Source organism: Streptomyces sp. NPDC025784, assembly GCF_055558435.1.
The window spans coordinates 137,644-151,822 of the sequence record NZ_JBVHMN010000018.1; the positions used below are offsets into that span (position 1 = coordinate 137,644).

General features: G+C 67.3%; 18 protein-coding genes. All 18 read right to left on the reverse strand.

All coding sequences use genetic code 11. The features are described from left to right. Nucleotides 1–62 precede the first annotated feature (62 nt). The 18 genes from ACZ4IF_RS33285 to ACZ4IF_RS33370 all read right to left on the reverse strand — a co-directional run bounded on the left by ACZ4IF_RS33285 (nucleotide 63) and on the right by ACZ4IF_RS33370 (nucleotide 14,119). Entirely contained in the window at nucleotides 63–248 is a 186-nt protein-coding gene (locus ACZ4IF_RS33285) for a type Z 30S ribosomal protein S14 (protein ID WP_003948630.1), read from the reverse strand. A gap of 5 nt (nucleotides 249–253) precedes the next feature. After that, nucleotides 254–811 carry a 50S ribosomal protein L5 gene (gene rplE / locus ACZ4IF_RS33290; protein ID WP_095936047.1) on the reverse strand — a complete coding sequence of 186 codons (558 nt, stop codon included), beginning with the start codon at nucleotides 809–811 and terminating at the stop codon, nucleotides 254–256. Next, nucleotides 811–1,134 carry a 50S ribosomal protein L24 gene (gene rplX, locus ACZ4IF_RS33295; protein ID WP_053674523.1) on the reverse strand — a complete coding sequence of 108 codons (324 nt, stop codon included), beginning with the start codon at nucleotides 1,132–1,134 and terminating at the stop codon, nucleotides 811–813. Before rplX ends, rplE begins: the two co-directional genes overlap by 1 nt. A gap of 2 nt (nucleotides 1,135–1,136) precedes the next feature. Next, entirely contained in the window at nucleotides 1,137–1,505 is a 369-nt protein-coding gene (gene rplN / locus ACZ4IF_RS33300; protein WP_003998823.1) for a 50S ribosomal protein L14, read from the reverse strand. 103 nt (nucleotides 1,506–1,608) lie between these two features. Beyond that, complete coding sequence (rpsQ, locus tag ACZ4IF_RS33305; protein WP_095936046.1) at nucleotides 1,609–1,893, reverse strand: 30S ribosomal protein S17; 285 nt, start codon at nucleotides 1,891–1,893, stop codon at nucleotides 1,609–1,611. Then, nucleotides 1,893–2,117 (reverse strand): 50S ribosomal protein L29, encoded by a 225-nt coding sequence (rpmC, locus tag ACZ4IF_RS33310; protein WP_003998824.1) that lies wholly within the window; start codon nucleotides 2,115–2,117, stop codon nucleotides 1,893–1,895. Before rpmC ends, rpsQ begins: the two co-directional genes overlap by 1 nt. After that, complete coding sequence (rplP, locus tag ACZ4IF_RS33315; protein ID WP_028805743.1) at nucleotides 2,117–2,536, reverse strand: 50S ribosomal protein L16; 420 nt, start codon at nucleotides 2,534–2,536, stop codon at nucleotides 2,117–2,119. The genes rpmC and rplP overlap by 1 nt, the downstream gene beginning before the upstream one ends. 5 nt (nucleotides 2,537–2,541) lie before the next feature. Then, on the reverse strand, nucleotides 2,542–3,375 hold the full coding sequence (gene rpsC, locus ACZ4IF_RS33320; RefSeq protein WP_028805742.1) for a 30S ribosomal protein S3: 834 nt from the start codon (nucleotides 3,373–3,375) through the stop codon (nucleotides 2,542–2,544). Further along, on the reverse strand, nucleotides 3,375–3,722 hold the full coding sequence (gene rplV, locus ACZ4IF_RS33325) for a 50S ribosomal protein L22 (protein WP_003974262.1): 348 nt from the start codon (nucleotides 3,720–3,722) through the stop codon (nucleotides 3,375–3,377). The genes rpsC and rplV overlap by 1 nt, the downstream gene beginning before the upstream one ends. A gap of 42 nt (nucleotides 3,723–3,764) precedes the next feature. Then, a complete protein-coding gene (rpsS, locus tag ACZ4IF_RS33330) occupies nucleotides 3,765–4,046 on the reverse strand; it encodes a 30S ribosomal protein S19 (RefSeq protein ID WP_005481224.1) in 282 nt (93 codons plus the stop codon). Between the two features lie 12 nt (nucleotides 4,047–4,058). Further along, nucleotides 4,059–4,895: a 50S ribosomal protein L2 gene (gene rplB / locus ACZ4IF_RS33335; RefSeq protein WP_020132633.1), complete on the reverse strand. Its 837-nt coding sequence runs from the start codon at nucleotides 4,893–4,895 to the stop codon at nucleotides 4,059–4,061. Nucleotides 4,896–4,934: 39 nt separating this feature from the next. Further along, entirely contained in the window at nucleotides 4,935–5,351 is a 417-nt protein-coding gene (rplW, locus tag ACZ4IF_RS33340) for a 50S ribosomal protein L23 (protein WP_095936045.1), read from the reverse strand. Beyond that, a complete protein-coding gene (rplD, locus tag ACZ4IF_RS33345; RefSeq protein ID WP_359494329.1) occupies nucleotides 5,351–6,004 on the reverse strand; it encodes a 50S ribosomal protein L4 in 654 nt (217 codons plus the stop codon). Before rplD ends, rplW begins: the two co-directional genes overlap by 1 nt. An 8-nt stretch (nucleotides 6,005–6,012) precedes the next feature. Continuing rightward, entirely contained in the window at nucleotides 6,013–6,657 is a 645-nt protein-coding gene (rplC, locus tag ACZ4IF_RS33350; protein ID WP_095936043.1) for a 50S ribosomal protein L3, read from the reverse strand. Nucleotides 6,658–6,674: 17 nt separating this feature from the next. After that, entirely contained in the window at nucleotides 6,675–6,983 is a 309-nt protein-coding gene (gene rpsJ / locus ACZ4IF_RS33355) for a 30S ribosomal protein S10 (protein WP_003948644.1), read from the reverse strand. Nucleotides 6,984–7,927: 944 nt separating this feature from the next. Next, nucleotides 7,928–8,398, reverse strand: coding sequence for a hypothetical protein (locus ACZ4IF_RS33360; protein ID WP_467569630.1), 471 nt, complete (start codon nucleotides 8,396–8,398; stop codon nucleotides 7,928–7,930). A gap of 518 nt (nucleotides 8,399–8,916) precedes the next feature. Continuing rightward, on the reverse strand, nucleotides 8,917–9,558 hold the full coding sequence (locus tag ACZ4IF_RS33365) for a hypothetical protein (protein ID WP_467569632.1): 642 nt from the start codon (nucleotides 9,556–9,558) through the stop codon (nucleotides 8,917–8,919). A gap of 19 nt (nucleotides 9,559–9,577) precedes the next feature. Then, complete coding sequence (locus tag ACZ4IF_RS33370) at nucleotides 9,578–14,119, reverse strand: RHS repeat-associated core domain-containing protein (protein WP_467569635.1); 4,542 nt, start codon at nucleotides 14,117–14,119, stop codon at nucleotides 9,578–9,580. Between the last annotated feature and the right edge of the window lie 60 nt (nucleotides 14,120–14,179).

Here is a 14,179-nt window from a genome sequence, read left to right on the forward strand (position 1 = left end):
GGGGTGGGCCCCCGACAGTGCCCTTTGCTTACCGAGAGCCTCTGGAATCCCGAATTACGGGATTACCAGGAGCTCTTGGTCACGCCCGGCAGCTCGCCACGGTGAGCCATCTCACGAAGGCACACGCGGCACAGGCCGAACTTGCGGTACACGGAGTGCGGGCGGCCGCAGCGCTGGCAGCGGGTGTAGCCACGCACACCGAACTTGGGCTTACGAGCAGCCTTGGCAATCAGAGCCTTCTTCGCCATCTCGCTTACGCCTCCTTGAAGGGGAAGCCGAGGTGACGGAGAAGGGCACGGCCCTCAGCGTCGTTGGCCGCCGTGGTCACCACGGTGATGTCCATGCCCCGGGTACGGTCGATCTTGTCCTGGTCGATCTCGTGGAACATGACCTGCTCCGTGAGACCGAAGGTGTAGTTGCCACGGCCGTCGAACTGCTTGGGGGACAGACCGCGGAAGTCGCGGATGCGCGGCAGCGCGAGCGACAGGGTACGGTCCAGGAACTCCCACATGCGGTCGCCACGGAGCGTGACGTGGGCACCGATCGGCTGACCCTCACGCAGCTTGAACTGCGCGATGGACTTGCGGGCCTTGGTGACGGCCGGCTTCTGACCGGTGATCGTGGTGAGGTCGCGGATGGCGCCCTCGATCAGCTTGGAGTCGCGGGCGGCGTCGCCCACACCCATGTTGACCACGATCTTGACGAGGCCGGGAACCTGCATGACGTTCTCGTACGAGAACTCCTCACGCAGCTTGCCCGCGATCTCCTCGCGGTACTTCGTCTTGAGACGCGGAGTGGTGGTGGTAGCCATCAGATGTCCTCACCCGTCCGCTTGGCAACGCGGATCTTGTTGCCCTCGTCGTCGAAGCGGTAACCGACGCGCGTGACGACCTTGTTGCCGTCCTTCTCCACGACGAGCTGAACGTTGCTCACGTGAATCGGGGCCTCGGTGGTCACGATGCCGCCGGCCTGCGAACCGCGAGCGGTGGGGCCGGCCTTGGTGTGCTTCTTGACCCGGTTGACACCCTCGACCAGGACGCGCTCGTCGCGCGGGTAAGCGGCAATGACCTTGCCCTGCTTGCCCTTGTCCTTGCCGGTGATGACCTGGACCAGGTCGCCCTTCTTGATCTTCATGCTTACAGCACCTCCGGCGCGAGCGAGATGATCTTCATGAACTTCTTCTCGCGCAGCTCACGGCCGACGGGGCCGAAGATACGGGTGCCGCGAGGGTCGCCGTCGTTCTTCAGAATGACAGCGGCGTTCTCGTCGAAGCGGATGTACGAGCCGTCCGGACGGCGGCGCTCCTTGACGGTGCGAACGATGACCGCCTTGACGACGTCACCCTTCTTCACGTTGCCACCGGGGATCGCGTCCTTGACGGTGGCGACGATGACGTCACCGATGCCCGCGTAGCGGCGACCGGAGCCACCGAGCACACGGATGCAAAGGATCTCCTTCGCACCAGTGTTGTCGGCGACACGCAGTCGCGACTCCTGCTGGATCACGTCTATCTCCTGATTGTCTGCCGGTTCCCGGCAGGGGCCGCCGCATGGACGGGCCCCTGCCGAGCCTGGCGGAACTGTTCCTAGGGGGTCCCCCTAGGAGGGATTACTTGGCCTTCTCGAGAATCTCGACGACGCGCCAGCGCTTCGTCGCGGACAGCGGCCGGGTCTCCATGAGGAGGACACGGTCGCCGACGCCCGCAGCGTTCTGCTCGTCGTGGGCCTTGAGCTTGTTCGTACGGCGGATGACCTTGCCGTACAGCGCGTGCTTGACGCGGTCCTCGACGGCGACGACGACGGTCTTGTCCATCTTGTCGCTGACGACCAGACCCTCACGGGTCTTGCGGAAACCGCGCTCGGTCTTCTGCTCAGTCACGTTGCTCTCGCTCATCAGGCGCTCTCCACCGTCTCGATGCCCAGCTCGCGCTCACGCATCAGGGTGTAGATCCGCGCGATGTCCTTACGGACGGCCTTCAGCCGACCGTGGTTCTCGAGCTGACCGGTCGCCGCCTGGAAGCGGAGGTTGAACAGCTCTTCCTTGGCTTCGCGAAGCTTCGCAAGAAGCTCCTCGTCACCCAGTTCGCGCAGCTCGGACGCCTTGGTACCGGCCGACATCACGCTTCACCTGCCTCGCGCTTGACGATCCGGCACTTCATCGGCAGCTTGTGAGCCGCACGAGTCAGGGCCTCACGGGCGATCTTCTCGTTGGGGTAGGACAGCTCGAACATGACCCGGCCCGGGTGCACGTTCGCGACCCACCACTCGGGGGAACCCTTACCGGAACCCATGCGGGTCTCGGCGGGCTTCTTCGTCAGCGGGCGGTCCGGGTAGATGTTGATCCAGACCTTGCCGCCACGCTTGATGTGGCGGGTCATCGCGATACGAGCCGCCTCGATCTGGCGGTTCGTCACGTACGCCGGCGTGAGGGCCTGGATGCCGTACTCGCCGAACGCGACCTGCGTACCGCCCTTGGCCTGACCACGGCGCTTCGGGTGGTGCTGCTTGCGGTGCTTGACCCTACGGGGGATCAGCATGTCGGTCAGGCCTCCGTTCCGGTGCTCTCAGCCGGAGCAGCGGCGGTCGCCTCGGCCTTGGGGGCCTCGGCGGCGGGAGCCTGCTGCTGCGGCTTGCGGCCGCGACCGCCACGCTCGCCACCACGGCCACCACGGCCGGCCGGGCGGTCGTTGCCACCACGGGCCGGGCGGTTGCCGGCGCGGGCAGCGGCGTTCTCGGCGCGGACCTCGGCGATGTTCTTGACGTCGCCCTTGTAGATCCAGACCTTCACGCCGATGCGGCCGAAGGTCGTCTTGGCCTCGAAGAAGCCGTAGTCGACGTTCGCGCGGAGCGTGTGCAGGGGCACGCGGCCCTCGCGGTAGAACTCCGAGCGGGACATCTCGGCGCCGCCGAGGCGGCCACCGCACTGGATCTTGATGCCCTTGGCGCCCGCCTTCATCGCCGACTGCATGCTCTTACGCATGGCGCGGCGGAAGGAGACGCGGGAGGAGAGCTGCTCGGCAACGGCCTGGGCAACCAGCTGAGCGTCGGTCTCGGGGTTCTTGACCTCGAGGATGTTCAGCTGGACCTGCTTGCCCGTGAGCTTCTCGAGGTCGCCGCGGATGCGGTCGGCCTCGGCGCCACGGCGGCCGATGACGATGCCCGGACGAGCGGTGTGGATGTCCACACGCACGCGGTCACGGGTGCGCTCGATCTCAACCTTCGAGATGCCGGCGCGCTCCATGCCGGACGTCATCATCCGACGGATGGCGACGTCTTCCTTGACGTAGTCCTTGTACAGCTTGTCGGCGTACCAACGCGACTTGAAGTCGGTCGTGACACCGAGCCGGAACCCATGCGGGTTAACCTTCTGGCCCATTACCGGGTTCCTTCCTTGCTGCTGACGACCACGGTGATGTGGCTGGTCCGCTTGCGGATCCGGTAGGCGCGGCCCTGGGCGCGCGGACGGAACCGCTTCAGGGTCGGGCCCTCGTCGACGTACGCCTCGGAGATGAAGAGGCTGTCGGCGTCGGTGTGGTCGTAGTTGTGCGCGGCGTTGGCGATGGCGCTGTCAAGCACCTTGCCGACCGGCACGCTCGCGGCCTGCGGGGCGAAACGCAGGACCGCCTGAGCCTCCGTGGCATCCATGCCACGGATAAGGTCCACCACGCGGCGGGCCTTCATGGGCGTGACGCGGATGTACCGCGCCTGGGCCCTGGCTTCCATGGTTGTCCTTCCAGTGTCTGTCATGGTCATTCCACCCCGCTGTTAGCGGCGCTTCGACTTCCGGTCGTCCTTCACGTGACCCCGGAAGGTGCGCGTCGGCGAGAACTCGCCGAGCTTGTGGCCGACCATCGACTCGGTGACAAACACCGGAATGTGGGTCTTGCCGTTGTGCACCGCGATCGTGTGGCCGAGCATGGCCGGGATGATCATCGAGCGACGGGACCAGGTCTTGATGACGTTCTTGGTGCCGGCTTCGTTCTGTACGTCCACCTTCTTGATCAGGTGGTCGTCGACGAAGGGCCCCTTCTTGAGACTGCGCGGCATCTAAACCCGCTCCTAGCGCTTCTTGTTCGTCTTGCGGCGGCGGACGATGTACTTGTTCGAAGCCTTCTTCGGCGAACGAGTACGACCCTCCTTCTGACCCCACGGGGAGACCGGGTGGCGACCACCGGAGGTCTTGCCCTCACCACCACCGTGCGGGTGGTCAACCGGGTTCATCGCCACACCGCGAACGGTCGGGCGAACGCCCAGCCAGCGCTTGCGGCCGGCCTTACCCCAGTTGATGTTGCTCTGCTCGGCGTTGCCGACCTCGCCGACCGTCGCGCGGCAGCGCTGGTCGACCAGGCGGATCTCACCGGAGGGCATGCGGAGGTGGGCCATGGTGCCCTCCTTCGCGAGCAGCTGCACCGAGGCACCGGCGGAGCGGGCGAACTTGGCACCGCCACCGGGACGGATCTCGATCGCGTGGATCGTGGTACCGACCGGGATGTTGCGGAGGGCCAGGTTGTTGCCCGGCTTGATGTCGGCCCCGGGACCGTTCTCGACGCGGTCGCCCTGCGACAGGTTGCGGGGGGCGAGGATGTAGCGCTTCTCGCCGTCCGCGTAGTGCAGCAGCGCGATGCGCGCGGTGCGGTTGGGGTCGTACTCGATGTGCGCGACCTTCGCCGGCACGCCGTCCTTGTCGTGACGACGGAAGTCGATCACACGGTAGGCGCGCTTGTGTCCGCCACCCTGGTGGCGAACGGTCACACGACCGGCGTTGTTACGGCCGCCCTTGCTGTGCAGCGGGCGGACCAGCGACTTCTCCGGCGTGGACCGCGTGACCTCGACGAAGTCGGCGACGCTGGAGCCACGACGGCCCGGCGTAGTCGGCTTGTACTTGCGGATTCCCATTTCTCAGTCCTCGTCCGATATTCGGACCAGGGCGCTCCGTTAGGAGGCCTGGCCGAAGATGTCGATACGGTCGCCCTCAGCGAGGGTCACGATCGCGCGCTTGCTGTCCGCACGCTTGCCGAAGCCGGTGCGGGTGCGCTTGCGCTTGCCCTGACGGTTGATCGTGTTGACCCCGGTGACCTTGACCGAGAAGACCGCCTGGACGGCCTCCTTGATCTGGGTCTTGTTGGCCCGCGGGTCGACGATGAAGGTGTACTTGCCCTCGTCGAGCAGCGCGTAGCTCTTCTCCGAGACGACCGGCTTGAGGAGCACGTCACGGGGGTCCGTGAAGGACTTGCTCAGCGGGGTCTCGACGGTGTTCTTGCCCTCGGTGGCGTGGCGCTTCGCCTTGGCGACGCGCGCGGCCTTCGCGGCCTTGGCGGCCTTCGAGGCGATGCTCGGGTGACGCGTAGCCATCAGGCCTCGCTCCCTTCGGTGTCAGCGGCCTTGGGGCCAGACACGAAGGACTCGAAAGCGGCCTGGGTGAAGACCACGTCGTCCGAGACGAGAACGTCGTACGTGTTCAGCTGGCCCGGCTCCAGGATGTGGACCTGGGGCAGGTTGCGGGCGGAGAGCAGTCCGGCCTCGTCCGCGCGGTCGATCACCAGGAGCACGTTCTTGCGCTCCGAGATCTTGCCGAGCAGGTTCTTCGCGGCCTTGGTGGAGATCTCGCCGTCGACCACGCCGGTGACGACGTGGATGCGGTTGTTGCGGGCCCGGTCGGTGAGGGCGTGGCGCAGGGCCGCGGCCTTCATCTTCTTCGGGGTCCGCTGCGAGTAGTCACGCGGCACGGGACCGTGCACGACGCCACCACCGGCGAACTGCGGCGCGCGGGTCGAACCCTGACGGGCGCGACCGGTGCCCTTCTGGCGGTACGGCTTCTTGCCGCCACCACGGACCTCGCCACGGGTCTTGGTCTTGTGCGTGCCCTGGCGGGCAGCGGCCAGCTGCGCGACGACGACCTGGTGGATCAGCGGAATGCTGACCTTCTCGACGTCGAAGATCTCCGCGGGGAGCTCGACCGTCCCGGTCTTGTCGCCTGCCGGCGAAAGGATGTCAACAGTGCTCATCGGTTACCTCAGGCCCCCTTGGCCGCGGTGCGGACCAGGACGAGGCCGCCGTTCGGACCGGGAACCGCGCCCTTGATGAGCAGCAGACCCTTCTCCGCGTCAACGGCGTGGACGGTCAGGTTCTGGGTGGTGACCCGCTCGTTGCCCATGCGACCCGCCATGCGGAGGCCCTTGAACACACGGCCCGGGGTGGCACAGCCACCGATGGAACCGGGAGAGCGGTGCTTGCGCTGGGTGCCGTGTCCGGCGCCGAGGCCCTTGAAGTTGTGACGCTTCATGACACCGGCGAAGCCCTTGCCCTTGCTCTTGCCGGTCACGTCCACCTTGACGCCGGCCTCGAAGACCTCAGCGGAGATCTCCTGACCCAGCGTGTACTCGGAGGCGTCCGCGGTGCGGATCTCGACGAGGTGACGACGGGGGGTGACGTCGGCCTTGGCGAAGTGACCCTTGAGGGGCTTGTTCACCTTGCGCGGGTCGATCTCGCCGAAGGCGATCTGGACCGACTCGTAGCCGTCGGTGTCGTTCGTACGGACCTGGGTGACGACGTTGGGGCCGGCCTTGACGACGGTGACCGGAACAACACGGTTGTTCTCGTCCCACACCTGCGTCATGCCGAGCTTCTCGCCCAGGATGCCCTTGATCTGCTTAGCCATTCTCAGATCACCGACCCTTAGAGCTTGATCTCGATGTCGACACCGGCCGGAAGGTCGAGTCGCATCAGAGAGTCAACGGTCTTGGGCGTCGGGTCGAGGATGTCGATCAGGCGCTTGTGCGTGCGCATCTCGAAGTGCTCGCGCGAGTCCTTGTACTTGTGCGGCGACTTGATGACGCAGTACACGTTCTTCTCAGTGGGCAGCGGCACCGGGCCCGCGACCGACGCACCAGTGCGGGTCACCGTCTCGACGATCTTCTTCGCCGAGGAGTCGATGACCTCGTGGTCGTAGGCCTTGAGCCGGATGCGGATCTTCTGTCCCGCCATGGCTACTCAGTAGTCCTTTGTCTCGTAAAACGCTCTGGAACCCGGGGGTCCGCGTCCTGACCTCCGACCCACGCGGTCGGGCGTGTCGCGCTCCCACTGACAGAGATATCCACAAGGGATTTCCCTGCTCGGGACGCGGCTCAGCCCTGAAGGCAACCGCTGGACCGGGGGCTGAACACCCACCGGGCGCCTGGTCGGCACCCCGCTGACACTTCCCGGAAGATTCCCGTACGTCCGCCCCAGCGCTGCCTTCCGACAGTTGGAGCGACGAGTACTGTGGGACTCGCTTCCAGTCCTCCCGGCGGGAGGCGCGCAGCATCGGCACTCGACCGAGCAACCCCGCTAGTCTGCCATACACGACAGCGGGCTGGCCAATCGAGCCGGAGACAATACCCCGAGCGTGACGTAGGTCAAACCCGGGGGTGCTCGGCGAGGCCGGCACTTCCATCGGCTCGGGGCACATATGTCCGACCCGGCTCTCACCTCTCATTCCGCACCCAAGCCTTCACAAGCGCCGGCGAGATCGGATGCCCCGAGAGCGGGGGACGAGCGAGATGACCGTGCGGCTGGAGAATCCGGGCAACGCCGAGGCACAGGACATCGGGGTACCAGCCCCTGGCCGGCGCGTCACCGCACGCAATCGCCCCTGGGGGGTCACCGACGTCCTCCGTTCGACAGCCGCCAGCGATGACCCCGGCACGCGCCGCGGAGGCCGCCACCAGCCACCTGATCATGCTGTCCTCGCTGGAGAGCGACGGCCGGGACGAGGAGCTCCGGGTGGTGCGGGAGCTGGAGCAGGCGACGGACGTCCACGACCAGTACGAGCTGCCCTCTCCCCACGACGGCTTCGACGAGCCGGGACGGCTGGACGCCTTGTTGGACGCCGTCAGCCCCTCACCGGTTTTCCAGTCCCACTACGGACCCCGTGGTCGACTCTTCCCGTGTCATGGACGTCGCCGCAGGGCCTTCCAGGCGTCCTCGGCCGCGTACGTGGCGGTCAGCCGCCAGGTCTCCAGCTTGTCCTGCACCTTTGACACGGCCTTCCAGCACTTGAGCCACAGTGGCAGCTGCCAGAAGGGCACGTAGTCGAGGGTGTCGTCGATGGCGTTCCCGGCGATGCTCTTGCGACCGGGGCCTTCCGCCCGCAACGCGGCGTACAGCTCAGGTGTCAACGCGCCGTTGAGTCGGGCCGCAACACCAGCCGCGGTGAACGCGAACCCCCGCTGATCGCGATCCGGCAACTGCATCGCCCTGACAATCCGCGGCGAGGCCTCCTCCAGCGAACAATTGAAGGCCAACCCGATCACCGCCGTCCCGAGATGCCGCTCGCCACGCTCGAACGCCACGTCCACCTCGGTGGGGTCGTCAATACCCAGCAGACCCTCGCCGCTTTCCCAGTCCCACTCGGATGCCATGACCGACTTTCCTTCTATCCCTAATCAGTCGCACGGTGGCGGGAGAACCTCCTGCTTCTGGAGGTTGTTGATCATTCCTTCTTTCTCAACTTGTTCAGATCGCTCGCGGTGTCCGCAGTGGCGGGACAGGTTGCAGTGCAGGCCGGTTTCCGGGTCGCGGTACGGGCCCGGGAAGGCCAGCGGGCACAGCCCGCCGTCGTCGCCGGCCAGAGGCCTTCCCCACAGGCTGGTGGCGGACCGCCAGGCGTTCGCGCTGTCCTGCCCGACGAGCTCGCTCGGCGTGCCGATGCCCTCGACCAGCTTCCAGCACCCGGTCCGCGCTTTCCGCCGGCAGCGTGACGTCGTCCCTGCCGACACCCTTCAGCCCGCCGAACTCGGCGAGAGAACTCCGGGCGCCCTCGCGCGTCTCACAGCTCGCGGAGGATGCTCTCCCTCGCGGCCACGGTCACCGACCGGCCTCCCTGAAGACGCAATCCGTTCAGGCGGACCACCGGAGCCTCGATTCACCGTCTGCGCGATCAGCTCCGTTCATCGACCAGTTCTTCCAGTGCACGGGCGTACAGCCGCAGATCGGCCTTGACCGACTCCCCCGAGGGGGAGTCGGGCCGCAGGACGTCCGGCAAGAACTTGACGCGCCACATCCGGAAGGTGTCCGGCACCACTCGCTCGTCGTGGAGACCCAGCAGGGCCCCCGCCATGCGCACGGCGTCGGCGACGAGCGGCACCGAGACGCCGAGGCCCGGACCTCGCGCCGTGGCCGTTCCCACGAGGGCGTCCATGAAGGTGGCCAGCTGGAGGTCGCTCCCCATGCGGACGATGCGCCGCAGCACGACGGGGTCGCCGGTCTCCGGCGGGTATCCCTCGATGCAGCCCGAGTACATCGTCAAGTATTCGGGCGTCACCTGACGGCCGTCGTTCCATCCGCCCTGCTCCTCGAAGATGGCCATCGTCTCGGAAGAGAAGTCACCGAGATCCCGGATCATCGCCAGGAGCCGGTCGATGTCCTTCCGGTGAGCCGCCACGAAGCCGGCGAGCGCGGGGCCCCGCAGGGCCTGTGCCCCCGACTCCGCCACCACACCCAGTTCCAGGATCCCCCACAGCGGCGCGAACACGTCGTAGCCGAGTCCCGTCTCCGAGATCGGCGCGTGATTTTCCGTCATAGCAATAGCCTCGAATACCTCAGAACAAGCCCGCGAAATGCTTCATCGTCGCTTCTGCGGTGGGCAGGATCTCCGTGATCCCGTCGTTCAGTATCTGTACCCCTTCGGGGGTATTGACGAAGAACTCCGGCTGATTGTGCCGCGGTCCGCCCAGTTGGAAGACGGATTCCGCGAACTCCTTCGGCACCTTGACCCGCACCACGTGTCCGCCCCGGCCGTACGACGTCGCCACCCTGTTGAAGTCGTCCGACAGATACACCCCGGCATTCGGCGTGCCCGCCCGCTTGGCGTCCTCGGAGATGTTCAGGGCGAACTTGGAACCCTGCCAGTCCATCGATCCGTGGTACAGGATCTTGTAGGGCGAGAGTCCGAAGGGGTCGATCATCCCCGATGGGTTTGTCACATACCCATAGGGATTCGGCGCCGGTTCCAGGCCGAGCGGATCGGCGGAGAAGTACCTCGCGGTCTCCGGGTCGTAGTAGCGGTGGTAGTTGTAGTGGAGACCGGTTTCCGGGTCGTGGTACTGGCCCGGGAAACGCAGCGGCGTGTAGGCGGTGCTGTCGGCCTTCCACGGGGTGACGCCCCAGAGCGTTCTGCGGGAGCGCCATGCGACGTGTCCGGTCCCGTCGACGAGTTCGGTGGGAGAGCCGACCAGGTCGGTGACGATCGCGAAGAAACGGGAGTCGATCTCCTCCTGCGTGGCCCGATCGGTGAGACGTTCGGTCTGAGCCAGGGGGAACAGACCGTCGTGGTCCCAGGTCAGGGTCACCGGATGCGGCAGGTCGAGGCCGGTGGTCGTTTGCTCCGTGACGAGGGAGCCGTCCCAGGTGAACCGGGTTTCCTCCACGACCGTCACGCCGTCGGCGGCCATGCGTCGTTTGGCCGTGCGGCGGCCGAGCGGGTCGTAGAGGTAGCGCCACACCGTCCCGTCCGGGGTGGTCACCGAGGTCAGACGGTCTTCGGCGTCCCACGCGTACCGCCAGACGTCCGGCTTGCGCGAGAGACGGGTTCTGCGGCGCACCACGACGCGTCCGGCCCTGTCGTACTCGTACCGCACGGAGCCGGCGTGGGTGAGGCGGTTGCCCTCGTACGCCCGCTCCCCCCGTACATCCTCACCCGTATCCCGCCCGGGCCAGGAGGCCCGGCTCTGGTTCCCTCGCTGGTCGTAGGCGTAGTCCTCCGCCCAGTCACGGGACCGGACCCGCGTCACGCGGCCCGCGCCGTCCAGATCCACACCGATCTCGCCGTACCAGGAGTCGGCGATGCCGATGAGCGAGTCGTCCGGGCGGAAGGCGTACGAGCGCTGCTGGACGGTGCCGTGGGGCCCCGTCACGGTCCTGTCCGTAGGCCGGCCGGCCGTGTCCCAGCCCTGGGCGACGGTGAGCGAGCCGTCCACAAGGCGGGAGGTCTCCCGGCCCGCCGCGTCGTGTGTGAAGGCCAGGGTGTGCCCGGAGGTGTTCAGCAAGGTCACGCGGCCCGCCGCGTCGTAACCGTGGACGGCGAGGGCACCGGTGGGTGTCCTGCGCTCGGTGCGCCGGCCCGCCGCGTCGTAACCGATCGACAGAGTGCGCCCGTTCACCGTTTCGGCGGTGATCCTCCCCGCGGCGTCCCGTTCCCAGACGACCTCGCCGTCCGGGTTCGTGGCACGCAGTCCCCTGCCCATGCCGTCGTATGCGTACGTGGTGACCGCGCCCTCCACTTTCTTGGAGGCGAGGCGGCCCAAGGTGTCGTACTCGTAGGCGACGGACTGTCCCAGCGGATTCGTGCGTGCCAGCACGCGGCCCGTCGCGTCACGCCGGTACACGACACGGCGGTCGTCGAAGTCGGTTTCCGCGACCAGCCGACCGGCCGGATCGTATGCGTACTCCCATGTCAGGCCGTGGGGGTCGATGACCTTCGTCAGGCGCAACGAGGAGTCGTGCTCGAACGCGTAGCGGACCCCGTCGGCCCCGGTACGTGCGGTCAGCAGGTCGAAGTGGCTGTACTCGTAGGTGGAAACGCCGCCTTCGGCATCCGTGTGGCGGATGCAGTTGCCCTCTCCGTCGTACACCCACGACTGTTCCGCCCCGTCCGGCCCGACCTCCCGGGCGAGCAGGCCCTCGACGGTCCACCAGCGCCGGGTACTCGCGCCCAGGGGGTCGGTGACGAGAACGATCCGCCCGAAGGCGTCGTGCTGTGCGACGCGGCGTCCGCCCAGGGGGTCGGTCAGCTCGGCGACCAGACCCGCGCCGGTGCAACGCACCCGCGTCGTCGCTCCCAGCGGGTCGGTGACGGCCGTCAGTCTGCCGGATCCGTCGTACGCGTAGCGCGTCGTGGCGCCCGTCTCATCGGTGGCGGCGGTGCAGTTGCCGTGCTCGTCGTACTTGCGCAGCAGGCTGGATCCGTCGGGCAGGAGAACGGCCGTCGGGCGGCCGAGGCTGTTGTACGTGCAGCGGGTCACTCCGCCGTCCGGGGCGATGACGGCGAGGGTCCGTCCCGCCGCGTCGACGTCGAACCGGGTGATGCGGCCGAGGGCGTCGGTCCGGGACCTGACGTGGTGGTCCTGGTCGTACTCGGTTCGGGTGACCGAGCCGTTGGCGTCGATCTCGGCGACGACCTGGCTCAGATCGTTGATCACGAAGCGGCTGGTCGCGCCCTCCGCCGTCGTGAGGGTGGTGATCCGCAGGTCGGGCCAGCGCGGATCCGTGCCGTCGTAGTCGAGGGTGATGGTGATGTGGCCGCCCTCGCCGCCCTCGGCGACACAGCGGTCACGGTCGTCGTAGGCATAGGCGTATCTGCTGCAGTTCGTGTCGGTCCACGAGGTGACACGCAACCGCTCGTCGTACGTGAGGAGCAGCGGGAGGCCCGAGGAGTTGACCGCGGCGGTGAGACTGCCGTCGGTGTACTCGAACCGCCTGACGACGACGTCCGAGCCGTCCTCGGACGCGTCGGCCAGGGCCAGCCCGGTGACGCGGCCGTCCTCGGTGGTGAGCTTGAGGTGGTAACCGCCGGAGTGGCGGATGCCGGTCGGGGCGCCGGTCTCGTCGTAGTCGAAGTCGATCGTGTGGCCGTTGCGGTCGGATATCCGCTCCAGCAGGGCCGGTCCCGCGGTTTTGCCGGAGACCGCCGTGAAATGACGCGTGTGGCCGGCGACCGGGTCGGTCACCGTGTAACCGCCGTCCTCCAGGCGGGAGAGCGGCCACCGCGGGCCGGCCTGAGGCAGCACCGGTGAGCCGGGGTCGTCCGGGTGCGGATAGGCGAGGAGCAGTCCGTCCTCGGTGACGAACACGACTCCCTCGGTGTCGATCTCGAGCCGCTGGTCCACTGTGGAGGACCAGGTGGGGCCGAACCACCAGCCGCAGCGGTAGTCGGAGGCCACCCGGCGGCTGAAGGCGAGAGGGAGGATGCCCGGCAGGACGATGTCGGTCTGCGGCAGGAACATCGCGCCGGTGGCCATGTCCACGGGGTCGCTGCCCTTGAACTTGATCACGTTCTTCAGCCGGTTGAAGGCCCCCTTGCCACCCGCGGCGAGCATGCCGCGAGCGGTCTTGCCCAGACCTCGGGCCGCCAGGGCCATCCCCTTGAGCCCGACCTTGAGGCCCTTCATCGCCGCCAGACCGCCCTTGAGGCCCTTCGCGAGGCCGCCGAGGGTGGTGAGGCCCTTCATACCCGGTATGCAGTCCAGCGCAGCGAAGCCGACATCCCATAGGGAGGCCTGGCCCTTCGCATATTTGTTGAGCGTGTCGGCGAGGACGACGAGGGCTGCGACGAGCACGATGGCGCCGAGGATCGGCCCACCGATGATCATCGCGATGATGCCGACAACGGCAACGACGACCTTGCAGACCGCGACGATGGTGTCCCAGTTGTCGGAGAACCAGTCGCCGACCTCCTCCCACCACTTGCGGTTGTGGATCCCCGCGTCCGACGCCTCGTCGATCTTCGTCTTCGCCGTACGGGCGGCCTCCTCGCGCATCTTGCGCGCGTCCTCGGCCATCTTCTTCGCCGCGTCCAGGGCGCTGCCGGCCGAGGTGACGTCCGACTGGGCGCTCGTCTGGGCCGACTTGGCGTGCTGCGCGTCCCGCGTGGCGGCCCGGACCTTCGCCTCGTCCGGCTTCTCCTTGTCCTTGCTGCCGGTCGGGTCGTCCTTGTACTTGTCGGCTTCCTTGTTCGCCTTCGTCACCCAGGAATCGGCTGAGGAGAGACGGGACTTGGCCGAGGAGAGGTCGGACTGCGCCTCTCGGCCCTTCGCGAGCGCCTTGTCGGCGAGGGCCTGGGCCCGTTCCAGCTTGGGCCAGTAGTCGGCCAGCGCGTCGCCGGCCATCTCGTAGGACTTCTTCAGCTTCTTCAGCTGCTTCGGCACACCCGAGAACTCGTCCTGGAACGCCTTCGCGGACTTGCCCGCCCACTTCAGGACCGCATCCTCGTCCGCCATGCCCTTGATCAGGCGGAGCGCGTCCCCGACGTCGTCGGCGAAGTCGTGCAGGTTCTTGGACAGATGACGGACCCGGTCCGGGTCGCCCGGCGTCGGGTCCTTGTCCAGGTCCAGGACATGCCAATCTCCTGGCCGGTTCCCCGCCATGCCGCAACCCCCGTCACGCCCGCATCACCAACACTCGTACGCATCAGCGAATTTACAGGG

Coding starts and splice junctions, on each gene's coding strand:
- ACZ4IF_RS33285 (WP_003948630.1), bottom strand. CDS start 248: ATGGCGAAGAAGGCTCTGATTGCCAAGGCTGCTCGTAAGCCCAAGTTC.
- rplE (WP_095936047.1), bottom strand. CDS start 811: ATGGCTACCACCACCACTCCGCGTCTCAAGACGAAGTACCGCGAGGAG.
- rplX (WP_053674523.1), bottom strand. CDS start 1,134: ATGAAGATCAAGAAGGGCGACCTGGTCCAGGTCATCACCGGCAAGGAC.
- rpsQ (WP_095936046.1), bottom strand. CDS start 1,893: ATGAGCGAGAGCAACGTGACTGAGCAGAAGACCGAGCGCGGTTTCCGC.
- rpmC (WP_003998824.1), bottom strand. CDS start 2,117: ATGTCGGCCGGTACCAAGGCGTCCGAGCTGCGCGAACTGGGTGACGAG.
- rplP (WP_028805743.1), bottom strand. CDS start 2,536: ATGCTGATCCCCCGTAGGGTCAAGCACCGCAAGCAGCACCACCCGAAG.
- rpsC (WP_028805742.1), bottom strand. CDS start 3,375: ATGGGCCAGAAGGTTAACCCGCATGGGTTCCGGCTCGGTGTCACGACC.
- rplV (WP_003974262.1), bottom strand. CDS start 3,722: ATGGAAGCCAGGGCCCAGGCGCGGTACATCCGCGTCACGCCCATGAAG.
- rpsS (WP_005481224.1), bottom strand. CDS start 4,046: ATGCCGCGCAGTCTCAAGAAGGGGCCCTTCGTCGACGACCACCTGATC.
- rplB (WP_020132633.1), bottom strand. CDS start 4,895: ATGGGAATCCGCAAGTACAAGCCGACTACGCCGGGCCGTCGTGGCTCC.
- rplW (WP_095936045.1), bottom strand. CDS start 5,351: ATGGCTACGCGTCACCCGAGCATCGCCTCGAAGGCCGCCAAGGCCGCG.
- rplD (WP_359494329.1), bottom strand. CDS start 6,004: ATGAGCACTGTTGACATCCTTTCGCCGGCAGGCGACAAGACCGGGACG.
- rplC (WP_095936043.1), bottom strand. CDS start 6,657: ATGGCTAAGCAGATCAAGGGCATCCTGGGCGAGAAGCTCGGCATGACG.
- rpsJ (WP_003948644.1), bottom strand. CDS start 6,983: ATGGCGGGACAGAAGATCCGCATCCGGCTCAAGGCCTACGACCACGAG.
- ACZ4IF_RS33360 (WP_467569630.1), bottom strand. CDS start 8,398: ATGGCATCCGAGTGGGACTGGGAAAGCGGCGAGGGTCTGCTGGGTATT.
- ACZ4IF_RS33365 (WP_467569632.1), bottom strand. CDS start 9,558: ATGACGGAAAATCACGCGCCGATCTCGGAGACGGGACTCGGCTACGAC.
- ACZ4IF_RS33370 (WP_467569635.1), bottom strand. CDS start 14,119: ATGGCGGGGAACCGGCCAGGAGATTGGCATGTCCTGGACCTGGACAAG.